This is a genomic window from Rhodococcus cercidiphylli, assembly GCF_033042225.1.
Classification (GTDB): domain Bacteria; phylum Actinomycetota; class Actinomycetes; order Mycobacteriales; family Mycobacteriaceae; genus Rhodococcoides.
The window spans coordinates 278610-298878 of record NZ_JAWLKE010000001.1 but is presented as its reverse complement, the minus strand read 5'-3'; the positions used below and the strand labels follow the sequence as shown (position 1 = coordinate 298878).

At 65.8% G+C, this 20269-nt stretch carries 18 protein-coding genes; 2 read left to right on the top strand and 16 right to left on the bottom strand.

Going from position 1 to position 20269, the window contains the following annotated elements; translation table 11 throughout:
* Positions 1 to 14 precede the first annotated feature (14 nt).
* The 14 genes from smc to R3P95_RS01365 all read right to left on the bottom strand — a co-directional run bounded on the left by smc (position 15) and on the right by R3P95_RS01365 (position 17539).
* On the bottom strand, positions 15 to 3677 hold the full coding sequence (gene smc / locus R3P95_RS01430) for a chromosome segregation protein SMC (protein WP_317547178.1): 3663 nt from the start codon (positions 3675 to 3677) through the stop codon (positions 15 to 17).
* 60 nt (positions 3678 to 3737) lie between these two features.
* A complete protein-coding gene (locus R3P95_RS01425; RefSeq protein WP_149405555.1) occupies positions 3738 to 4013 on the bottom strand; it encodes an acylphosphatase in 276 nt (91 codons plus the stop codon).
* Complete coding sequence (locus tag R3P95_RS01420) at positions 4010 to 4909, bottom strand: SMP-30/gluconolactonase/LRE family protein (RefSeq protein ID WP_317547177.1); 900 nt, start codon at positions 4907 to 4909, stop codon at positions 4010 to 4012. The genes R3P95_RS01425 and R3P95_RS01420 overlap by 4 nt, the downstream gene beginning before the upstream one ends.
* On the bottom strand, positions 4909 to 5337 hold the full coding sequence (locus tag R3P95_RS01415; RefSeq protein ID WP_269593611.1) for an OsmC family protein: 429 nt from the start codon (positions 5335 to 5337) through the stop codon (positions 4909 to 4911). The genes R3P95_RS01420 and R3P95_RS01415 overlap by 1 nt, the downstream gene beginning before the upstream one ends.
* A gap of 91 nt (positions 5338 to 5428) precedes the next feature.
* Positions 5429 to 6295 (bottom strand): bifunctional DNA-formamidopyrimidine glycosylase/DNA-(apurinic or apyrimidinic site) lyase, encoded by an 867-nt coding sequence (gene mutM / locus R3P95_RS01410; RefSeq protein WP_243593391.1) that lies wholly within the window; start codon positions 6293 to 6295, stop codon positions 5429 to 5431.
* Positions 6295 to 7077, bottom strand: a complete 783-nt coding sequence (gene rnc, locus R3P95_RS01405) for a ribonuclease III (RefSeq protein WP_149405658.1) — start codon at positions 7075 to 7077, stop codon at positions 6295 to 6297. The genes mutM and rnc overlap by 1 nt, the downstream gene beginning before the upstream one ends.
* A 26-nt stretch (positions 7078 to 7103) precedes the next feature.
* The gene (rpmF, locus tag R3P95_RS01400; RefSeq protein WP_032397784.1) at positions 7104 to 7286 is read right to left on the bottom strand and encodes a 50S ribosomal protein L32; all 183 of its coding nucleotides are present in this window, start codon (positions 7284 to 7286) and stop codon (positions 7104 to 7106) included.
* Entirely contained in the window at positions 7287 to 7895 is a 609-nt protein-coding gene (locus R3P95_RS01395) for a YceD family protein (protein ID WP_176460482.1), read from the bottom strand.
* Positions 7896 to 7986: 91 nt separating this feature from the next.
* The gene (locus tag R3P95_RS01390) at positions 7987 to 8778 is read right to left on the bottom strand and encodes a DivIVA domain-containing protein (RefSeq protein WP_317547175.1); all 792 of its coding nucleotides are present in this window, start codon (positions 8776 to 8778) and stop codon (positions 7987 to 7989) included.
* Between the two features lie 119 nt (positions 8779 to 8897).
* Positions 8898 to 9386 carry a pantetheine-phosphate adenylyltransferase gene (gene coaD, locus R3P95_RS01385; protein ID WP_094642224.1) on the bottom strand — a complete coding sequence of 163 codons (489 nt, stop codon included), beginning with the start codon at positions 9384 to 9386 and terminating at the stop codon, positions 8898 to 8900.
* A 36-nt stretch (positions 9387 to 9422) separates the two neighbouring features.
* On the bottom strand, positions 9423 to 9977 hold the full coding sequence (gene rsmD / locus R3P95_RS01380) for a 16S rRNA (guanine(966)-N(2))-methyltransferase RsmD (RefSeq protein WP_149405552.1): 555 nt from the start codon (positions 9975 to 9977) through the stop codon (positions 9423 to 9425).
* Entirely contained in the window at positions 9974 to 13390 is a 3417-nt protein-coding gene (locus R3P95_RS01375) for a pyruvate carboxylase (protein ID WP_317547173.1), read from the bottom strand. The genes rsmD and R3P95_RS01375 overlap by 4 nt, the downstream gene beginning before the upstream one ends.
* A 179-nt stretch (positions 13391 to 13569) precedes the next feature.
* Entirely contained in the window at positions 13570 to 15846 is a 2277-nt protein-coding gene (gene recG / locus R3P95_RS01370) for an ATP-dependent DNA helicase RecG (protein WP_317547172.1), read from the bottom strand.
* A 13-nt stretch (positions 15847 to 15859) separates the two neighbouring features.
* A complete protein-coding gene (locus tag R3P95_RS01365; RefSeq protein ID WP_317547171.1) occupies positions 15860 to 17539 on the bottom strand; it encodes a DAK2 domain-containing protein in 1680 nt (559 codons plus the stop codon).
* Between the two features lie 276 nt (positions 17540 to 17815).
* Here R3P95_RS01365 and rpmB point away from each other — a divergent pair, with 276 nt between their 5' ends.
* Positions 17816 to 18007 (top strand): 50S ribosomal protein L28, encoded by a 192-nt coding sequence (gene rpmB / locus R3P95_RS01360; protein WP_008717389.1) that lies wholly within the window; start codon positions 17816 to 17818, stop codon positions 18005 to 18007.
* A 218-nt stretch (positions 18008 to 18225) separates the two neighbouring features.
* Positions 18226 to 19020: an enoyl-CoA hydratase/isomerase family protein gene (locus R3P95_RS01355; protein WP_149405548.1), complete on the top strand. Its 795-nt coding sequence runs from the start codon at positions 18226 to 18228 to the stop codon at positions 19018 to 19020.
* A gap of 5 nt (positions 19021 to 19025) precedes the next feature.
* Here R3P95_RS01355 and R3P95_RS01350 read toward each other — a convergent pair whose 3' ends face one another.
* Positions 19026 to 19718 (bottom strand): uracil-DNA glycosylase, encoded by a 693-nt coding sequence (locus R3P95_RS01350; RefSeq protein WP_317547170.1) that lies wholly within the window; start codon positions 19716 to 19718, stop codon positions 19026 to 19028.
* Positions 19715 to 20239, bottom strand: coding sequence for a gamma carbonic anhydrase family protein (locus R3P95_RS01345; RefSeq protein ID WP_094669801.1), 525 nt, complete (start codon positions 20237 to 20239; stop codon positions 19715 to 19717). The genes R3P95_RS01350 and R3P95_RS01345 overlap by 4 nt, the downstream gene beginning before the upstream one ends.
* Positions 20240 to 20269: the final 30 nt, after the last annotated feature.

The window sequence follows — 20269 nt, the reverse complement described above, 5'->3', positions numbered from 1 at the left end:
ACGGAGGACGCTGCTCAGGAGACGGTGTCGGATTCAGCGACCGCATCCGGCTCGGTCGGGTCCGGCTGCACTGCGTCCACTGCGACGCGTTCTCGGTTCAACCGCTGCGAGATGACCGTGGTGATTCCGTCGCCGCGCATGCTGACGCCGTACAGCGCGTCGGCCACTTCCATCGTCGGCTTCTGGTGCGTGATGACGATCAACTGCGACTTCTCGCGGAGCTGCTCGAACAGTCCGATCAGTCGACGCAGGTTGGTGTCGTCCAGTGCTGCCTCGACCTCGTCCATGACGTAGAACGGTGACGGTCGGGCGCGGAAAATGGCCACCAGCATGGCCACCGCGGTCAGTGATTTCTCGCCACCGGAGAGCAGCGAGAGCCGCTTGACCTTCTTGCCGGGTGGGCGGGCCTCGACCTCGATTCCGGTGGTGAGCATGTCCGACGGGTCGGTCAGGATCAATCGTCCTTCGCCGCCGGGGAAAAGTTTGGCGAACACCCCGGTGAATTCTCGTTCGACGTCGAGCCAGGCCTCCGTGAAGACCTGCAGAATCCGTTCGTCGACGTCGGCGACCACGCCGAGCAGGTCCTTGCGTGCGGACTTGACGTCTTCGAGCTGAGTGGACAGGAAGTTGTAGCGCTCCTCGAGGGCGGCGAACTCCTCGAGAGCGAGCGGGTTCACCTTGCCGAGTGTCGCAAGGTCACGCTCGGCGCGTTTGGCGCGCTGCTCCTGAGTGGCGCGGTCGAACGGCATCGGGGCAGGTGCCACCACCTGCTCGCCCCGCTCCTTGGCTGCCTCGTACTCGGCCATCTCGAGTTCGGTGGGTGGCAGGGCCACGTCGGGCCCGTACTCGGCCACCAGATCGTCGAGGCCGATGCCGTGTTGCTCGAGAATCGTCGTCTCGAGTTGTTCGATCCGCAGCGCGGCCTGGGCGCGGGCCACCTCGTCCCGGTGCACGGCGTCGGTGATCGACGCCAGCTGCCCCTGCAGGGCTCGAACCTGCTCCTTCACCTTGTCGAGTTCGATTGTGCGCGTTGCACGTTCGGCTGAGAGCTCGTCTCGCCTCCGTGCAGCGGCTGCCACGACCGTGGCCAACCGCGCGGCGACTTCCTCGCCGGATTCTCCGACCGCCGCCGCCACTGCGGCCGCATGCCGACGCGCCGCGCTCTCACGCTCGGCTCGCGCCCTGGCCTCACGCTCGGCTCGCGCCGCCCGTCGAAGCGAATCCGCCTTGCCGCGCACGGACTGTGCGCGCTCTTCGGCGGTCCGCACGTTCAACCGAGCCTCGACCTCGACGGCACGCACTTCGGTCAGTGCCGCTGCCGCCATCTCCCGTTCCATCGTGGTGGCTGCGTCACTGCTCTCGCCGTCTCCCGCGAAACCCGACTGTTCGTCCTCGGCCGTCCGCAGACTTTCCTCGAGCTCGGCCAGCCGCGCAATCGCTTCTTCTCGGCTGGCCTCGGCAGAGCTACGCTGCGTCGTCAATCGCGCCGACTCGGCATGCGCCGAACGCGCCAGTTGACCCAATCGGCCCAACTGCTCGTACACCGCTGCCATGGCAGCATCGGATTCGTTGAGCGCCGCGAGCGCTTGCTCGGCCGATTCGCGCCGGTCCCGTTGTTCGTCCAACGCTCCCGACAGCGCTGCGTCGAGTTCCTCCGCGCGGCGGACTGCCGCCGCCAACTCCACGGTGGACGTGTCGATGGCCGACTGCACCTCGAGGGTGCTCGGACGACGATCCGAGCCGCCGGTGACCCAGCCGGCTTCGACGACGTCGCCGTCCTTGGTGACCGCACGCAGATCACCGGAATCGGAGACGAGACTGTGTGCAGCGTCGAGCGATTCGACGGCGACCACACCGTCGAGCAGGGCCGCCATGGCTCCGGCCAACCGGTCCGGATACTCGATCAGGTCCAGCACCCATCGAGCGCCGTCCGGCAGTTCCGGACGTGAAAACGACTGCGCTGCAGCGACACTGCCGTGCACGATGGACGCGCGCCCGCCGTCGGCCGCACGCAGCGCCAGCACGGCATCCCGCGCGGCGTCGAACGATTCGGCGTGTGCGGCATCGGCGGCCGGACCCATGGCCACTGCCACCGCGACCTCGTATCCAGGCTCGACCGTGAGATGGCCGGCGAGCAGGCCGGACAGGCCGTCCTGCTGGTTCTCCACCAGCCACCCGGCACCGTCCTTGCGTTCGAGGCCCATCGTGAGCGCCTCGATCCTGGCCTCGAACGACGCGACCCTCTTGCCCGCGATGCGTTCTTCTGCCTGCAGCTCCGTCACTCGGGCGTCGGCATGTCGCAGCGCGGCAACGGCGCGTTCGTAATGGGTGTCGAGGCTCAGTTCACTCGCGTCGAGCGTGCCGATCTGATCCTGCACGCTCTCGAACTCACGCTGAGCCGATTCGCCGCGCTCTCGGGCCTCGTCGATGGCCACCGACAAGCGCGCCACCTCCGAGTCGATCGACTCGACCTTGGTTCGGAAGGTGTCGACTCGGCCGGACAGGCGAGCGAACCCTTCGCGCCGGTCGGCCACCGCGCGTACAGCGGCGAGGTGGGCGCGCTCGGCGGCCGCAGCGGCAGCTTCGCGCTCGGCCAACTGCTCGCGTGCCGCCTCGAGGGTCTCACGTGCCATCTCGACTGCTTCGACGAGTTCCATCTCTTCTTCGGCGACCCGCTCGGCCTGCGCTTCGAGCTCGTCCGGGTCCTGCCCTCGACCGGTGGATCGAACGGCGTCGAGATGCCGAGCCCGTTCGTGTGCGATGCGCACCGTCGCGTTGACGCGCTCGGCCAGGGCCGACAGGCGGAACCACGTCTGCCCGGCCGCTTCGGCACTGGGGGTCAGCCGGGCGACGGCCTGCTCGTGTTCGCCGAGTGCCACCGAGCCGGCTTCGAGGGCGTCCTGCACCATCGCGTACTGCTCGCGTGCCGCTTCCTCGTCTTGGGTCTGGTTCGCGAATTCCTCGCGCCTGGCCACCAGATCGTCGGCCACCAGTCGCAATCGGGCATCGCGTAGGTCGGCCTGGACGGTCTGCGCGCGGCGCGCAACCTCGGCCTGCCTGCCGAGAGGCTTGAGTTGGCGGCGCAATTCGGTCGTCAGGTCGGTCAACCGCGCCAGGTTGGCCTGCATCGCGTCGAGCTTGCGGACGGCCTTTTCCTTGCGCTTGCGGTGCTTGAGTACCCCGGCTGCTTCTTCGATGAAGGCTCGCCGGTCCTCGGGCCGCGATTCCAGGATCGCTGCGAGCCGACCCTGCCCCACGATCACGTGCATCTCGCGGCCGATACCGGAGTCGCTGAGCAGTTCCTGGACGTCCATCAAACGGCACGAACTGCCGTTGATCTCGTACTCGCCCGCGCCGTCGCGGAACATACGCCGAGTGATGGAGACCTCGGAGTAATCGATCGGAAGTGCGCCATCGGAATTGTCGATCGTCAGAGTGACCTCTGCGCGGCCCAGCGGGGCCCGCCCCGAGGTGCCCGCGAAGATGACATCTTCCATCTTCCCGCCGCGCAACGCCTTGGCACCCTGTTCACCCATCACCCAGGTCAGGGCATCCACGACATTGGATTTACCCGAGCCGTTGGGGCCGACGACACAGGTGATTCCCGGCTCGAAACGCAGAGTCGTCGCCGAAGCAAAGGACTTGAAGCCCTTCAGCGTCAGACTCTTGAGATACATAGCGTCCGTACTTTACCGGTAGTACGCAGCGATGTGCGCCGAGCCGTCCGCAACGAGCGATCAGCGTTCGACGAAGCCCGTCAGATCTCCGCGGGCGGTGTCCCAACTCTCCACGACGAGCGTGACCGTGCCCGGCGTCCGATCGCCTCGGAGCAAGGCCAGCAGTGCCTCGAGACGCTCACGTGGGCCCTCCGCTATCACCAGGACCCGTCCGTCCGCGTGGTTGGTCGCGTGACCGACCAGTCCGAGTTCGAGGGCGCGCGAGCGCGTCCACCACCGGAACCCGACGCCCTGAACGAGCCCGTGCACCCACGCCGTCAGCCGTTCTTCGCTCACGAGCGAGCCAACTTTCGGACGGTTCCGTCGAAACTGGTGGCGTACAAAGCCGTCTCGTCGAATCCGACCCCGCCGAAGGCTACCGACGAGGTCAGCGGAACACCGGTGGCTATCACGCAGGACGCTCCGGATTCGGGATCGATACGAACTACCCTGCCGGCGAGATTCTGTGCGAGATAGACCGTTCCGTCGACGCCGACGGTCAGGTCGTCCGACATCGTGAGCGGTCCCACGCCGTCGATGCGAATGCGCTCGGAGGGTCCGGACGGATTGTTCTCGTCGAGCACGGTGAGCGTCGTCTCGAGATCGAACGTGTTGGCCACGTACATCTTTCCGCCGCCGATGCCGATTCCGTTGGCCGTTCCCACGTCCGTACGTACCGTCGACACGGTGCGATCGGTCGCGATCCGGGTCAGTCCTGCAGCGGCACCCAGGTTCCGGGTGGTGAACAGATCGCCGGCCTCCGATCGCGTCAGCCCGTTGGGCATCGCCAGACCCGACGCGTACGTCGACCGAACCCCGGTACCGAGATCGATCGTGTCGACGGTGCCGGTTCGCATATCGAAAAGTCCTGCGGCAGCGCTGTTTCCGGTCGTGAAGTACAGCGTGTCACCGTCGGCGCTTAGTCCGCCCGGCGAATCGACGTCGGCAACGAGTGTGCCCCGGTCACCGTTCGGAGCCACGGTACGCAGAGCGCCGGGTCCGATGGGAGAGGTCTCGGAGACGATCATCGAACCGCGGCCGTCGAACTCCAGATTCTCTAGCATCCCGAATCCCGACGCCACCGTGCTCACCGACCACGGACTGCAGGTGCTCGACGCCTCCGAGGTGGGAGCCAGGGCGGTCGCCGCGCCGAGGAGCAGACCCGTGACGACCACGGCTGCTCTGGCTTTCATCAGGCGTCCACGTCGATGTCCAGGGTGACAGTCGTGCCGGCCTTCAGGGTCCGGCCTACCGTGCACACCTTGTCGATGGCGCGCTGGACGACCGTGAGCAGACGCTCCTGTGCCTCGGGGTCCATTTCGCTGAGGTCGACCCGAAGAATTTCGTTCAGTTCCGGGTACAGCTCGTTTTCCCGATCTGCGGTACCCGACACCTCGACGGTGGCGGAGTAGTCGTCTCCCAGTCGACGCGAAAGCGGTAGGTCCGAGCTCATCCCGGTGCACGCTGCGAGGGCGATCTTGAGCAGCTCGCCGGGAGTGAAGACGCCGTCGACCGACTCGGACCCGATGAGCACTTCGGCTCCTCGCGAGCTGCGGCCGGTGTAACGACGTGTGCCTGTGCGCTCGACCCAGAGGTTGGTCGGCGTGCTCTGTTCTGCCATGACCGAAATACTAGGCGGGCGGTTCAGGAGTGGAGCCTGCGGAACGACCCGTGCGCACAGGAGTGGAGCCTGCGGAACAATTTGTTCCCTGTCAGCCACGCACGTGTCGGGGTCGCGGCTGGCACGTGGGGCAGCTGAACGACGAGCGGTTCATGAACTTCTCGCGTCTGATCGGGGCTCCGCATCGCGAGCAGGGCAGGCCCTCCTGCCCGTAGGCGTCGAGGGATCGATCGAAGTAACCGGATTGACCGTTGACGTTCACGTACAGCGCGTCGAACGAGGTTCCGCCCTGTGCCAAGGCCTCGCCCATCACCGCGTGCACCGCTGTGAGAAGGCGCCGCAGCGCCGGCCGTGTCAGAGTCTCCGCGATTCGATTGCCGTGGATCTTCGCACGCCACAGCGCCTCGTCGGCATAGATGTTGCCAACGCCCGACAGCACGGTCTGATCGAGGAGTGCCCGCTTGATCTCGGTGTGCTTGCCGCGCAACACGTTCACCACCGATTCGGCGTCGAACAGTGGATCGATCGGGTCGCGGGCAATGTGTGCGACCGGTTCGGGTACCTCTGTGCCGTCCACGGTGACGATCGGGGCGAGTGCCCAGCCGCCGAACGTGCGCTGATCCACGAAGCGCAGATCGGTGCCGTCGTCGAGTCGAGCACGAATCCGCAGGTGCTTCTCGTCCGGGGCGGACGGCGGCTGCACCAGCATCTGCCCGCTCATACCCAGATGCACGACGGTCGCGAAATCGCCGGGTTCCATCACCAGCCAGAGGTATTTTCCACGCCGTCGAGCGGAGGAGATGCGTTGACCGCGCAACTGGCCGATCAGATCGAGACCACCGAGATCGTGACGCCGCACAGCGCGGGGGTGCAAGACCTCCACCGATCGCACCGTCCTACCGACGACATGAGATTCCAGACCGAGTCTGACGACCTCGACCTCGGGTAGTTCCGGCATCAGGAAGGGTCTGGGGCCGACTCGGCCGGAATCGCAGTGTCGTTGTCCGACAACGCATTCCACGCCAGACTGGCAGCCTTCTGTTCGGCTTCCTTCTTCGATCGGCCGATACCGACGCCGCGGGGGAATCCACCGACCAGCACGGTCGCGGTGAATTCCTTGTCGTGATCGGGCCCGGTGGACGAGATTTCGTACGCGGGAACGCCGAGTGCACGTTCGGCGGTCAATTCCTGCAGGCTCGTCTTCCAGTCCAGTCCTGCACCGAGCTTGGGAGCCCGATCGAGCAGGCCTGCGAACAACGTCAGAACGACGGTGCGCGCAACGTCGATGCCGTGCTGCAGGTGGATTGCACCGAGCAACGACTCCATGCCGTCGGCAAGAATGCTCGGCTTGTCGCGTCCACCGGTCTGCTCCTCACCTTTACCCAACAGCAGGTGGCGACCCAGACCGCCGTCGCCGAGTCCGCGCGCGACCTCGGCCAGGGCATGCATGTTGACCACACTCGCCCTGATCTTGGCCAGTTGACCTTCGGACTTCGCGGGGTGCACCGCGTAGAGATGCTCGGTCACAGCAAGACCGAGGACGGAGTCCCCCAGGAACTCGAGACGCTCGTTGGTCGGCAGACCACCGTGCTCGTACGCGAACGATCGGTGCGTCAGAGCCAATGTCAACAACGGTTCCGACAGAGAGACACCGATAGCGGCGAGGAGCGACTCTCGGTCGTCCCCGCCGCTGGCGGCAGTGGAGCTATTCTTCTGTGAACCGCTGTTGTGCCGGTCCACTACTTCGTGTGTCACGTAAGCGGAAATCAGACCGCTGCGACGACCTGGCGGCCCTTGTAGGTGCCGCACGAGGGGCACGCGATGTGGGGCAGAGTCTTCTCGCCACAACCGCGGTTGGGGCACGTCACGAGGGTGGGCGCAGTGGTTTTCCACTGTGCACGACGCGACCTCGTGTTGGAACGCGACATTTTGCGCTTCGGGACAGCCACTTACTTCTCCTCGGCTTCGTTGTTCACAAGTTCTGTGCTCGGTTCTGGATCCACGCCAAATTTGGCTGCAAGACCAGCCCAGCGAGGATCAATTGTATCGTGAGAGTGGCCGGATTCAGCAATCGCCAGGCGAACGCCGCATTCTGGGCACAATCCCTCGCACTCGTCACTGCAGACGGGGTGGAGTGGAAGCTCCAGACCGACCGCGTCGACGATGACGGGTTCGAGGTCTATCAGGTCGTCGGCGATGCGGTGAATCTCGTCCGCATCGGTGGTCTCCTCGGTGATGCTGTTCGGGTAAGCGAACAACTCGGTCAGGTAGACGTCGACGTTGCCACTGACCGGGTCGAGGCACCGTGTGCACTCTCCGGCCGTGGCTGCTCGTACGGAGCCGGTGACGAGAACGCCCTCCGAGACCGCCTGCAACTGCAGATCGAGCGAGACCGGTACACCGGCTTCGATGGCAATGGCATCGAGGCCGATTCGGGAAGGAGCCGGAACCGTCCGCTCGATGGCCTTCGTCGACCCGGGTCGACGACCGAGGTTGAGAATGTCCAGAACGAATCCGTCGTCCAATTCCGGACGGGTCGTTCTCTTGGGCGGGGGCACGGCTGATCTTCCTTACTGTCGGTATGCCTACTGTCGGTAAGCAACCCCACAACGATACGCATACACGCATACGAGGGCAAATTGCTGCCGTTCAGTGGCGGCTGCGACGCCCCTGCTCCGGGCTTCCGTACGCCGATTCGCCGTACGGCTCGCTGCCGTATTCCGGTACACCCGAGCCGGTTCGCAGTTGCTGACGCCCACGGCCGACCGAACGGATGGTGCCGCTGAGGAACTCCTCGAACTCTGCCAGCTTGGTGTCGACGTAGACGTCGCACTCGCTGCGCATCCGATCCGATTCGGCGTGCGCGCTGTCGATCACCCGAGCCGACTCGGCGTGGGCCGCCTGAACGACCTCGGTTTCCGACACGAGACGGTTCTGTTCGGCGGTGCCGTCTGCGACCGACCGCTCGTACGACGCCGTACCGGACTCGATCATCCGATCGGCTTCGGTGCGGGCGCGAACGGTCAGTGCCTCGTACTCACGCTGGCCTTCCAGCACCGTGCGCTCTGCTTCTGCCTCGGCATCGGCCACGAGCTGGTCGGCGTGCGCCGACGCCTCGGACACCATGCGATCCGCCTGGGCCTTGGCGTCGGCGAGAATGCGATCGGCCGAATCCCTGGCGTTCTCGACGGTGTTCTGGGCCTCGGCATTGGCGGTGCTCACCGTCTTCTCTGCAGTGGCCCTGGCATCGCCGACGAGCTTGTCGCGATGGTCCAGTACGTCCTGGGCGTCGTCCAGCTCGCCGGGGATGGCGTCTCGGACGTCGTCGAGCAGTTCCAGGACGTCGCCGCGAGGGACGACACACCCGGCAGTCATCGGAACGCCGCGCGCCTCCTCGACAATGGCGACGAGCTCGTCGAGCGCCTCGAATACGCGGTACACCGGTTACCCCAATCGTCGAATCTGCCACTGCGCGGTCTTCACTCGCAGTGCTGCGCTACCCAGTCTGCCCGCCGACGCGCGCGTCTGCGCTATACCGGCCCGGTGTGTCGCTCCTCGAACTAGTCTGCCGCCCGCTCGGCGATACGGGCCAGCAGTCGGTCCTGAACGAACGGCGGCAGCATGCCGGTGACGTCTCCCCCGAAGGTCGCGACCTCCTTGATCAACGAACTCGACAGGAAGCTGTGCGCAGGATTCGCCGGAAGAAACAGCGTGTCCACACCGGTCAACGTTCTGTTCATCTGCGCCATCTGCAACTCGTAATCGAAGTCGTTGGCACTGCGCAGACCTTTGACTATCGCCGAAAATCCTTCTTGCCGAGCATAATCGACCAACAAGCCGTACCACGAACCGATTCTGACGTTGGGCAGATGCTCCGTGGCGACCTCGAGCATCTCGATCCGCTCGTCGATGCTGAACATGCCCTTCTTGCTCTTGTTCACCATCACCGTGACCACCACCTCGTCGAAGGCGGCCGCTGCGCGCTCGAAGATGTCGAGGTGACCGTTGGTCACCGGGTCGAAGGATCCAGGGCAGAGTGCGCCAGTCATGCCCGCGAACCTATCAGCCGACACCGGGCTCACCCGTCACGCGCGTGCCGCGATCTCGATTCGACTCTCGCCGTACTTCTTCGACTTCTCCGGAACGAGTCCGGTCGGCCATCGGGTCTCCGGCGACCGCGACGAGCGCTCGAGGACGACGACCGCGTCGGGGGTGAGCCATCCCCCGGTGACGAGCCTGTCCAACAGACCGGCGACGGCAGTGTCGGTGACCGCATACGGCGGGTCGGCCAACACCAGGTCGTACGCCGCATCCGCTGTCCCGGCCAGTACCGAGGCCACCGGGGCACACCGGACCGACGCACCGGGCAGACCCACGGATTCGATGTTCTTTCGCACCACCGCTGCCGCTCGGGCGTCCGACTCGACCAACACCGCCGACGACGCGCCACGCGAGAGTGCCTCGAGCCCCAGTGCCCCCGATCCCGCGAACAGATCCAGCACCGCGGCACCACCCAGTTCCATCCGACTCTCCAGAGAGCTGAACAGCGCCTCGCGCACACGCTCGGAGGTGGGGCGGGTGCCCTGGCCGGGTACCGACAATCGGCGACCGCCCGCGACACCCGCCACGATCCGCGTCATTCGCTGCCGGCCTCTTCGCCCGTCGACCCCCCACCGATGACGACGAGCAGATCGCCGCCCTCCACCTGCTGCACGCCCGAGATCGCCAGACGGGTCACGGTGCCGCCGCGAGGTGCGGTGATCGCGGCCTCCATCTTCATGGCCTCGATCGTGGCGACGGTGTCACCGGCCGAGATCTTCTGTCCCTCTTCGACGGAGAGCGTCACGACACCGGCGAACGGTGCCGGGATATGACCGGAATTCGATCGGTCTGCCTTCTCGACAGTGGGTGCCTCACTCGAGATGGACCGGTCACGCACCGAGACAGGACGCAACTGTCCGTTGAGAATGCACATCACGGTACGCATACCGCGCTCGTCGGGGTCGGAGATCGCCTCGAGCCCGATGAGCAGTTCGACGCCCTTCTCCAGTGCCACCCGATGCTCCTCGCCCTGCCGCAGGCCGTAGAAGAACTGATTGGCCGACAGCCGCGTCGTATCGCCGTACTTCTCGCGATGAGCAGCGAGTTCGGCTGTGGGACCGGGGAACAGCAGACGGTTGAGAGTCTCGCGGCGCTGAGCCGACGTTCCGTCGAGGCTCTTCTCGTCCTCCTCGGTGAGTGGTGTCACCGGCTTGCCCTCACCGCGCCCCTCCAGCGCCTTCGTCCGCAACGGTTCCGGCCATCCGCCCGCGGGCGTACCCAGATCACCGCGCAGGAAGCCGATCACCGAATCGGGGATGTCGTAACGACCGGGGTTCTCGGCGAACTCCTCGGCGGACGCGCTTGCACCGACCAGAGCCAGAGCCAGGTCGCCGACGACCTTCGAGCTCGGGGTCACCTTGGTCAGGCGGCCCAACATACGGTCGGCTGCAGCGTAATTGGCCTCGACGGTCTCGAACCGATCACCGAGCCCGAGCGAAATCGCCTGCTGCCGTAGATTCGAGAGCTGTCCACCGGGAATCTCGTGGGTGTAGACGCGACCCGTCGGTGCAGGCAGCCCGGACTCGAACGGCGCGTACACCTTTCGCACGGCTTCCCAGTACGGCTCCAGGTCGCAGACGGCCTGCAGATTCAGACCGGTGTCGCGCTCGGTGTGTGCCGCCGCCGCAACGATCGCGGACAACGCGGGCTGACTGGTGGTGCCTGCCATCGCCGCACTGGCACCGTCGACGGCGTCCGCCCCGGCCTCCCAGGCCGCCAGGTATGTCGCGAGCTGCCCACCGGGGGTGTCGTGCGTGTGGACGTGCACGGGTAGATCGAAATTCGAGCGCAGCGCCGTCACCAGGGTCTTGGCTGCAGGTGCGCGAAGCAGTCCTGCCATGTCCTTGATCGCGAGCACGTGCGCGCCCGCGTCGACGATCTGCTCGGCCAACTTCAGGTAGTAGTCGAGGGTGTAGAGGTTCTCGTTCGGGTTCGACAGATCACCGGTGTAGCTCAGTGCCACCTCGGCGAGCGCCGTGCCGGTCTCGCGCACGGCATCGATGGCCGGACGCATCTGATCGACATTGTTGAGCGCGTCGAAGATTCGGAAGATGTCGATGCCGGTGTCGGTGGCCTCGGCAACGAAGCTGCGGGTCACCTTCTCCGGATACGGGGTGTAGCCGACGGTGTTCCTGCCGCGCAGCAACATCTGAATTGCGATGTTGGGCACGGCCTCTCGCAGGCTCGCCAGTCGCTCCCACGGATCCTCGTGCAGGAATCGCAGTGCCACGTCGTAGGTGGCACCGCCCCACGCCTCGATCGAGAGCAACTGCGGCGTCGTGCGCGCCACGTACGGGGCGACGCCGAGCAGTCCGCTCGTCCGCACTCGCGTCGCCAGCAACGACTGATGTGCGTCACGGAACGTGGTGTCGGTGACGCCGAGAGCCTTCTGGTTCCGCAGATCGCGAGCGAAGCCCTCGGGTCCGAGCGCCAGCAGACGCTGCCTCGAACCATCGGGAATCGGAGCCTCGAAGTCGACCGCGGGGAGCTTGTCGTGCGGGTACACCGGAGACGGACGCTCACCGTGCGGCTTGTTGACCGTCACATCGGCGAGGTAGGCGAGGATCTTCGTGCCGCGGTCGCCCGAGGATCGCGAGGTGAGCAGTTCGGGGCGCTCCTCGATGAACGAGGTGGTGACGCGACCGGCCGTGAAGTCGGGATCGACCAGAACCGCTTGCAGGAACGGAATGTTCGTGGCCACACCGCGAATCCTGAACTCCGCCAACGCTCGTCGAGCACGGGCCACAGCGGTGTCGAAATCACGGCCACGGCAGGTGAGCTTGACGAGCATGGAGTCGAAATAGGCCCCGACCTCGGCACCCAACGTGGTTCCGCCGTCGAGACGTACTCCGGCACCGCCGGGCGTGCGGTATGCCGTGATGCGTCCGACGTCCGGGCGGAATCCGTTCGCCGGATCCTCGGTGGTGATGCGGCACTGCAGCGCCGCACCGCGCAACACGATGTTCTCCTGCTGCAGACCCAGATCCGCGAGCGTCTCTCCCGAGGCGATCCGCAGCTGGGACTGCACCAGATCCACATCGGTCACCTCTTCGGTGACGGTGTGCTCCACCTGGATTCGAGGGTTCATCTCGATGAAGACGTGATTGCCGCGGGTGTCGAGCAGGAACTCGACGGTACCGGCACACGAGTACTCGATCTGCTTCGCGAACGCCACGGCATCGGCGCAGATCTTCTCTCGCAATCCTTCGGGCAGATTGGGAGCCGGAGCGAGCTCGATGACCTTCTGATGCCGACGCTGCACACTGCAGTCGCGCTCGAACAGGTGCACCACGTTGCCCTGGCCGTCGGCGAGGATCTGAACCTCGATGTGCCGAGGATCGATCACGGCCTGCTCGAGGAACACCGTCGGATCACCGAAGGCCGATTCCGCCTCGCGCGCAGCAGCTTCGATGGATTCGCGTAGCTGCTCGGGCTCGGCCACCCGGCGCATCCCGCGACCACCGCCACCGGCGACCGCCTTGACGAACAACGGGAACGTCATGGTCTCGGACGCCGCGACCAGCTCGTCCACGTCGGACGACGGTTCCGACGACGCCAGCACCGGCAGTCCTGCGGCCTTGGCTGCCGCGATGGCCCGCGCCTTGTTGCCGGTCAGTTCGAGCACGTCGGCGGACGGGCCGACGAAGGTGATGCCGGCCTCGGCGCACGCTGCGGCCAGATCCGGGTTCTCGGAAAGGAATCCGTACCCGGGGTAGACCGCGTCCGCACCGCTGCGCTTGGCAGCGGCGACGATCTCGTCGACCGAGAGATACGCGCGAACGGGATGACCCTTCTCCCCGATCTGATACGCCTCGTCGGCCTTCGTCCGGTGCACCGAGTTCCGGTCCTCGAACGGGAACACCGCAACGGTCGAGGCCCCGAGTTCGTAGGAGGCGCGGAAGGCGCGGATGGCGATTTCGCCGCGGTTGGCAACCAAAACTTTGGAGAACATTGGCTCAACTTACCCGGCAGAGTGAGCCACCGAGGTGTACTGATCTCACCATTCGAGACGAATTGCTCGAATCGGCCGACTGAAACGGTGCAGTGCATCCCGACGGCCGTTCCTGATCGTTCCTGCAGGCTCCACTCCTGCCTTCCCTGGTCGTTGCTGCGGGCTCCACTCCTGCCCCGTCAGGACTTCTGCAGGTAGTCGACTCGATCCGATCTCCAGGCCGACCGCATCATCGACGCGATGCCGGGATCGTTCGCCAGCGACGGGTCCCGCGCGAACAGCGATCGTGCGCAGTCCTGCGCGTCGGCGATGATGTCCTCGTCGTCGATGAACGAGAGCAGTCGCAACCCGCTGACCGTGCCCGACTGTGCGGCACCGAGAACGTCGCCCTCGCGACGAGTGGCCAGATCCAGCTTGGCCAACTCGAAGCCGTCGTTGGTCGCTGCCACCGCCTCGAGCCGGGCGAAGGAGCCGCCCGCGGGGCTGAGATAGCTGATCATGATGCACAGGCCCTGGTGCCCGCCTCGGCCGATTCGGCCTCGCAACTGATGCAGTTGGCTCACGCCGAATCGGTCCGCGTCCATGATGACCATGACCGTGGCATTGGGAACGTCCACTCCCACTTCGACCACCGTGGTGCAGACCAGGACGTCGATCTCGCCGGAGTTGAACTCGGACATGGTGATGTCCTTGTCGTCCCCCGACAATCGTCCGTGCAGCAGCCCCACGCGCAGATCGTGCATCGGTCCGGTGGAGAGGGTCTCGTACAGGTCCACCGCTGCAGTCGTCTCGGGGCCGTCATCCGCGCTCGCGCTCTTCTTCTTCGCAGCGCTCTTCTTCCCGGTCTCGGTGTCCTCGTCGTCGCCGATGCGGGAGCACACCACGTACGCCTGCCGACCTGCTGCCACTTCCTCGCGAATACGCTGCCACGCTCGATCGACCCAGCCCGGTTTGCTCCTGGCGGGCACCACGTTGCTGACGATGGGCGATCTGCCGCGGGGCAGTTCGGTGAGCACCGACGTCTCGAGGTCGCCGAGGGTCGACATCGCGATGGTGCGCGGGATGGGGGTGGCGGTCATCACCAGCAAGTGCGGACTGGTGTTGTCGCGAGCCTTCGCGCGCAACGCATCTCGTTGCTCGACGCCGAACCTGTGCTGCTCGTCGACGACGACCATCGCGAGATCGAGGAACTCCACTCGGTCCTCGATCAGGGCGTGGGTACCGATCACGATGCCTGCATCACCGGTGACCGCATCGAGCAACGCGGACCGCTTGGCCGCAGTGGACATCGAGCCGGTCAACAAGGCGACCTTGGTCGCCAGCTCGTGCGATCCGAGTTCCCCACCGGCTGCGAGGCTTCCGAGCATCGAGCGAATCGAGCGCGCATGTTGGGAGGCGAGAACCTCCGTCGGTGCCAGCAACGCGCACTGGTGTCCGGCGTCGATGACCTGCAGCATCGCCCGCAACGCGACGATCGTCTTACCCGAGCCGACCTCACCCTGCAGCAGCCGCGACATCGGGTGCGGTGCCGACAGATCGTGGGCGATCTCGGCCGCGACCTGGTGCTGACCGGCCGTCAACTCGAACGGCAGACGCCGATCGAACTCCGCCGCGATACCGTCGGTGATCGGTGGGCATCGCGCTGCCACCCGGGTGGATGCGTCGCGTCGGCGGTCGGCGAGAACGAGTTGAACGGCGAGCGCCTCGTCGAACTTGAGCCGCTCGCGCGCGGAGTCCTTGTCCTGTGCGGTGTCCGGGAAATGGATCGACCGCAGTGCGGTGTCGATGTCGACGAGACCGCGCTGCGCACGTACCGACTCGGGCAGCGGATCGACCACTGCGTCGAGTTGGTCGAGTACCTGCCGCACGCAGCGCATGAACGTCCAGCTCTCGACGTCCTTCGCGGCCGGGTAGATGGGCACGAATGCTCGATCGAACACCGACATGTCGACCGCTCCGGAGGAATCGACCGAGCCACGAGCGAGTCCGGCCAGGGTGCCGCCGCCGACGATTCGACCTGCGGGCACGACGGCACCGTCGTTGTCGTCGCCACCGAGAATCACGTAGCTGGGGTGCGTGAGATTCCACCGCTTGCCGAAGTACTTGACCTTGCCGGAGAACATCCCGCGTCGACCCGGCACCACCACATGCTTGAGCTTGTGCGGACTGAAGAAGGTGGCTTCGATGCGCTGTCCGTCGGCGGCGAGTGTCACCGCGAGGAACTGGCCGTTGCGGTTCTTCATCGACCGCAGAGTCGCGGACTCGACCGTCGCGACGATGGTGATGTGCTCGCCCTCGGGCGGCTCCTTCTCCCCCAGCTCCGAACCGTGCGTCATGTAGCGGTGCGGATAGTGCCGAAGCAGATCCTCGACAGTGTGAATACCGAAGACGTCGGCCAGCGGCGTCGCCGCCGCGGCTCCGAGAACGTGATCGAGCCGGTCCACCAACGTTGCCATTGTCCGAGATTCCCTATTCCACTCCGAATTGCACGAGATCCCCCGGCTGCCCACCTGTATAGACCACCACGTCGACTCCGGGGTGTGCGCCCGCCACGTACTCGGCCAACTGATCGCCGAAATCCTCCGACGCCTCGGCACCGACGAGCACTGTCACCATCTCCCCGCCCGTCGCCAGGAGCTGATCGATCAACCGACACCCCGCATCGAGCGGACGGGCGGCGACGATCACCACTTCCTGCCCCGCGAGCCCGATGCAGTCGCCCGGCTCACACGTGCCGACCCACGTCAGCGATCGCTCCCGCGCGATACGCAGAGATCCCCATCTCGTGCCCGCCGCCGCCTCGGACATCGTGAATGCATCGTCGACCGCAGCCCTGGCTGCATCGTGCACCGCGAGCGCGGCCAAACCCTGCACCATGGCCGAGCACGGCAACATCACCACGTCTTTGCCGTCCGCTCGGGCAGCTGCGCCGACGGCAACCAGTTCCTGCGCGGACAACGCGCCGTTCGGCAACACCAACACCTCGCGGTGCTTCATCCCGACGATCGCACGATGCAGCACCGAGGAGTCGATCGCCTCGTCGCACCGCACCACCGTCGCGCCTTCCTGAACGTAGAGATCCGCGGCACCCTCACCGGCCACCAGCGCCAAAATATCGCGACCCACCGACAACGCTGCTCCGTCGTGCGCTCGGGGGCTCACCGCCCCGTCGAACTCGGCGAATCCGAAACACGAGATGCGCACTCCGCGAACGTCTCCGGCTGCGATGCCGAGATCGACGGCACTGCCGGGGTCGGTGGTGTGCACATGCGCGGACCATGCCCCGGAACCGTCACCGGCGACCACGGCGGAATCTCCGATGTCGGCCAGATCCCGTCGAAGTTCCGCCGCCCTCGCGTCGTTCGGGCCGTGCACGACGTAGACCACCTCGTACCCGAGAGGGCGACTCGACCCGTGCCCCGACACACTCTCGGGTGCACCGCCGCACTCCGACGAAACGTTCGACGAACCGCTCACCGCCCGGCGTTCGTGCTCGTGTGGGCGACGGTAACGCCGGCGCGGCGGGGTGCGGCCGATCACCACCTCCACGAGGGCATCCATGATCACCGAGAGACCGAGAGCGCCTGCGTCCACCACTCCCGCCTCGCGGAGTTCGGCGAGTTGATCGGTCGTGCTGTCGACAGCCCGAGCGGTGGCCTCGGCGATGTCGACCACCAGCGTCGAGAGGCCGACGTTGGCTTCGTGGGCGGAGGCCTCCCGATCGGCGGCGTCCAGAACGGTGAGCATCGTGCCCTCGACGGGAACGCTCACTGCCGCTGCGACCAGGACTTTCGCGCGTCGCAACATCGCCTGGATCGACACCGTGTCGAGCGGGCCGTCCGCTGAGGCCTCGGCAACAGCGCGCAACAACTGCGACACGATCACTCCCGAGTTGCCCCGCGCGCCCGCGACCGCCCCCACGGCCAGTGCCCGCCCGATGGCGCGGGCGTCCGCAGTGGGCCCGGCTGCGCGCATCGACTCCACCGCGGCACGGAAGGTGAACATGAGATTGGTGCCGGTGTCCGAGTCTGGAATGGGGAAGACGTTGAGTGCATCGATCTCGTCGCACCGCGCGGTCAGAGAATCGACACAGCGGTAGGCCCACCGTCGGAGGGCCGCCGCATCGATCGATTCGAGAACGTCGACCACGTCGAGCAGCCTCCCCCCGCGTCACATCCGCTACCTGGTCCGAACTCCCTCGCGGACAGTGCCCGAAGCTTAGTCGGGCATGATCGGTGGCGCGCCGTCCGTGAGCCCTCACGCAGCGTCTGCCGTGGCGGTTTGGTGATTGCGGGCCGCGCCGCTATTCTTGCAGGGTTGCCTCGAGGCGATCTTCACGCATTGCAATCCTTGCATCTGCTCGTAGTTCGTTTCGATGTCTTCGACCACATGTATCGATCAACATCTATCAAGGAGTTCGCGACTATGGCTGCCGTCTGCGACGTATGCGCCAAGGGGCCCGGCTTCGGTAAGTCGGTCTCGCACTCGCACCGACGGACCAACCGTCGTTGGAACCCGAATATCCAGACCGTTCACGCTCAGGTTGCGCCTGGTAACTCCAAGCGCATGAACGTGTGCACCTCCTGCTTGAAGGCAGGCAAGGTGGTCCGGGGCTGATTTCGGCCTCGCTCTTCGATTTCCTCCACGGCCTCGACTGCGTGCGAGCACTGTGCCCCGCCTCCGATTTTCGGAGGCGGGGCACAGTCGTTCGTGCATCCGGACCGTTCCGTTCCGTTCTGCTATACAGCCGGTAAGTGCCGGAAGCGGGATCGTGCATCCGTACCGAGGCACCGCGGCCCCACGACGGAATCACGACGTCGGTTAGAGTCCGGAACGTGACTTATTCGGACGCCGACATTTCCAGCAAGGTCCGCATCGAGGACGGTGTACTTCGCATCGTCGTCGCCACCGACGCCGGCGGTGCGTCGCTCGATCTGGATGGTATCGCCGACGGCACCGCGGCTCTGCGCTCCGCCAACGACGGCAGCACCGCGATCGGAAGCGTCCTGCTCATCGGTCGAGGGCCGAATTTCTGCGCAGGTGGCAATGTTCGCGATTTCGCCGGTGCGGCCGATCGCGGTGCCTTCGTGGGTTCTGTCGCCGACACGTTTCACGCCTTCGTTCGTGAATTGGCCGCCGTCACCGTCCCGGTCGTGGCCGGTGTGCACGGTTGGGCTGCCGGTGCAGGAATGAGCCTGGTCTGCCTCACCGACATCGCCATCGGCGGGCCGTCGACCAAGCTTCGCCCCGCGTATCCCTCGATCGGTTTCACTCCGGACGGTGGCATGTCGTGGACACTCCCCCGAATAGTCGGTTCGGGCCGCGCGATGGACATTCTCCTGAACGACTCGATCATCAACGGCGAGGAGGCTGTTCGTCTCGGGATTCTCAGCCGACTGGTGGGCGACGACATCGTCGACAGCGAGGCCGAGCGCCTGGCGCGAACCCTTGCCGTCGGGCCGACATCGGCGTACCAGGGAATCAAGACTCTGCTGCGGGCCGCCGAATCGGTCACGCTGACACAGCAGTTGGACGCCGAAGCCTCCTCGATCTCCGCAGCCGCGTCGTCACCTGCCGGACGTGAAGGCGTCGACGCGTTCGTCGAGAAGCGTCGGCCCGACTTCTCCTGATTCGATCACGGCAGCGTCCAGTCGATCGGTTCGTCTCCCCCCTCGACCAACAATTCGTTGACACGGCTGAAAGGCTTGGATCCGAAGAATCCGCGTGACGCGGACAGCGGAGACGGGTGCGCGGATTCGATGTAGGACACCGATCCGAGCATCGGCTTCAGGCCAGCCGCGTCGCGTCCCCACAGAACGGCGACCAGTCCGGGCGCGTCGGGATTCTCGGCCCGGGCGACGAGTGCACGAATTGCTTGCTCGGTCACCGCTTCCCACCCCTTCTTCCGGTGCGACGCAGCCTGACCCGGCTCTACGGTGAGCACCCTGTTGAGCAACATCACCCCGCGGTCCGCCCAGGGTGTCAGATCACCGTTGCTGGGCGTGGGCAACCCCAGATCGTCCGAGTACTCCTTGAAGATGTTGCTCAGACTGCGCGGTACTGGTCGCACATCCGGGGCAACGGAAAAGCTCAGCCCCACTGCGTGTCCCGGCGTCGGATACGGATCCTGACCGACGATGAGAACGCGAACTCCATCGAAGGGGTGGCGAAAAGCGCGCAGTACGTTCTCGCCGGCGGGGAGGTAATGACGTCCTGCGGCGAGTTCTGCCCGTAGGAAGTCGCCCATGGCAGCAACATTCGACTCGACCGGCGCGAGGGCAGCCGCCCACCCCGATTCGACGCTCTCGGCGAGCGGACGCGGCGTCACCGATCGATCCGCCGCAGCGCGTCGCGGTAGTACGCGGCATTGGCCGAGTACATCTGCACGTTGATGTCGACATGCCCTTCGGGAACCTGGTACCCCTCGCGGATTTTTGCCGGAACCCCCAGTGCCATGGAGCGTTCGGGAACGACGAACTTGAACGGCACCACTGCGCCTGCTCCCACGATCGAGCCGGCACCGATCTTCGAGCCGTTCAGTACCACCGAGCCCGAGGCGATGAGGCAGTTGTTCCCGATGGTCGCACCCTCGACGTGCGCGTTGTGGCCCAGTACGCACCCGGAACCGATGACCGTTGCGTCGATCGGGGTGCAATGCACCACGGTCCCGTCCTGCACGTTGGTGCCCTCGCCGATCGAAATGGTGCCGTAATCGGCCCGCAGAACGGCAGTGGGCCACACCGACGATCCGGCCGCCAGAGTCACCGCTCCGATGACGACGGCGTCGGGATGGACGTAGGCGTCTGGGTGGATGTCGGGTTCGCGATCACCGAGTGCGTAGATAGCCATCTCTGCAACTTAGCCGACCCGATGGACCCG

What these genes read in the sequence shown, in the direction of transcription:
- mutM (WP_243593391.1), bottom strand. Translation starts at nt 6,295, where the DNA reads ATGCCGGAACTACCCGAGGTCGAGGTCGTCAGACTCGGTCTGGAATCT.
- R3P95_RS01415 (WP_269593611.1), bottom strand. Translation starts at nt 5,337, where the DNA reads ATGGCAGAACAGAGCACGCCGACCAACCTCTGGGTCGAGCGCACAGGC.
- R3P95_RS01420 (WP_317547177.1), bottom strand. Translation starts at nt 4,909, where the DNA reads ATGAAAGCCAGAGCAGCCGTGGTCGTCACGGGTCTGCTCCTCGGCGCG.
- rsmD (WP_149405552.1), bottom strand. Translation starts at nt 9,977, where the DNA reads ATGACGCGGATCGTGGCGGGTGTCGCGGGCGGTCGCCGATTGTCGGTA.
- R3P95_RS01345 (WP_094669801.1), bottom strand. Translation starts at nt 20,239, where the DNA reads ATGGCTATCTACGCACTCGGTGATCGCGAACCCGACATCCACCCAGAC.
- coaD (WP_094642224.1), bottom strand. Translation starts at nt 9,386, where the DNA reads ATGACTGGCGCACTCTGCCCTGGATCCTTCGACCCGGTGACCAACGGT.
- rpmB (WP_008717389.1), top strand. Translation starts at nt 17,816, where the DNA reads ATGGCTGCCGTCTGCGACGTATGCGCCAAGGGGCCCGGCTTCGGTAAG.
- recG (WP_317547172.1), bottom strand. Translation starts at nt 15,846, where the DNA reads ATGGCAACGTTGGTGGACCGGCTCGATCACGTTCTCGGAGCCGCGGCG.
- smc (WP_317547178.1), bottom strand. Translation starts at nt 3,677, where the DNA reads ATGTATCTCAAGAGTCTGACGCTGAAGGGCTTCAAGTCCTTTGCTTCG.
- R3P95_RS01375 (WP_317547173.1), bottom strand. Translation starts at nt 13,390, where the DNA reads ATGTTCTCCAAAGTTTTGGTTGCCAACCGCGGCGAAATCGCCATCCGC.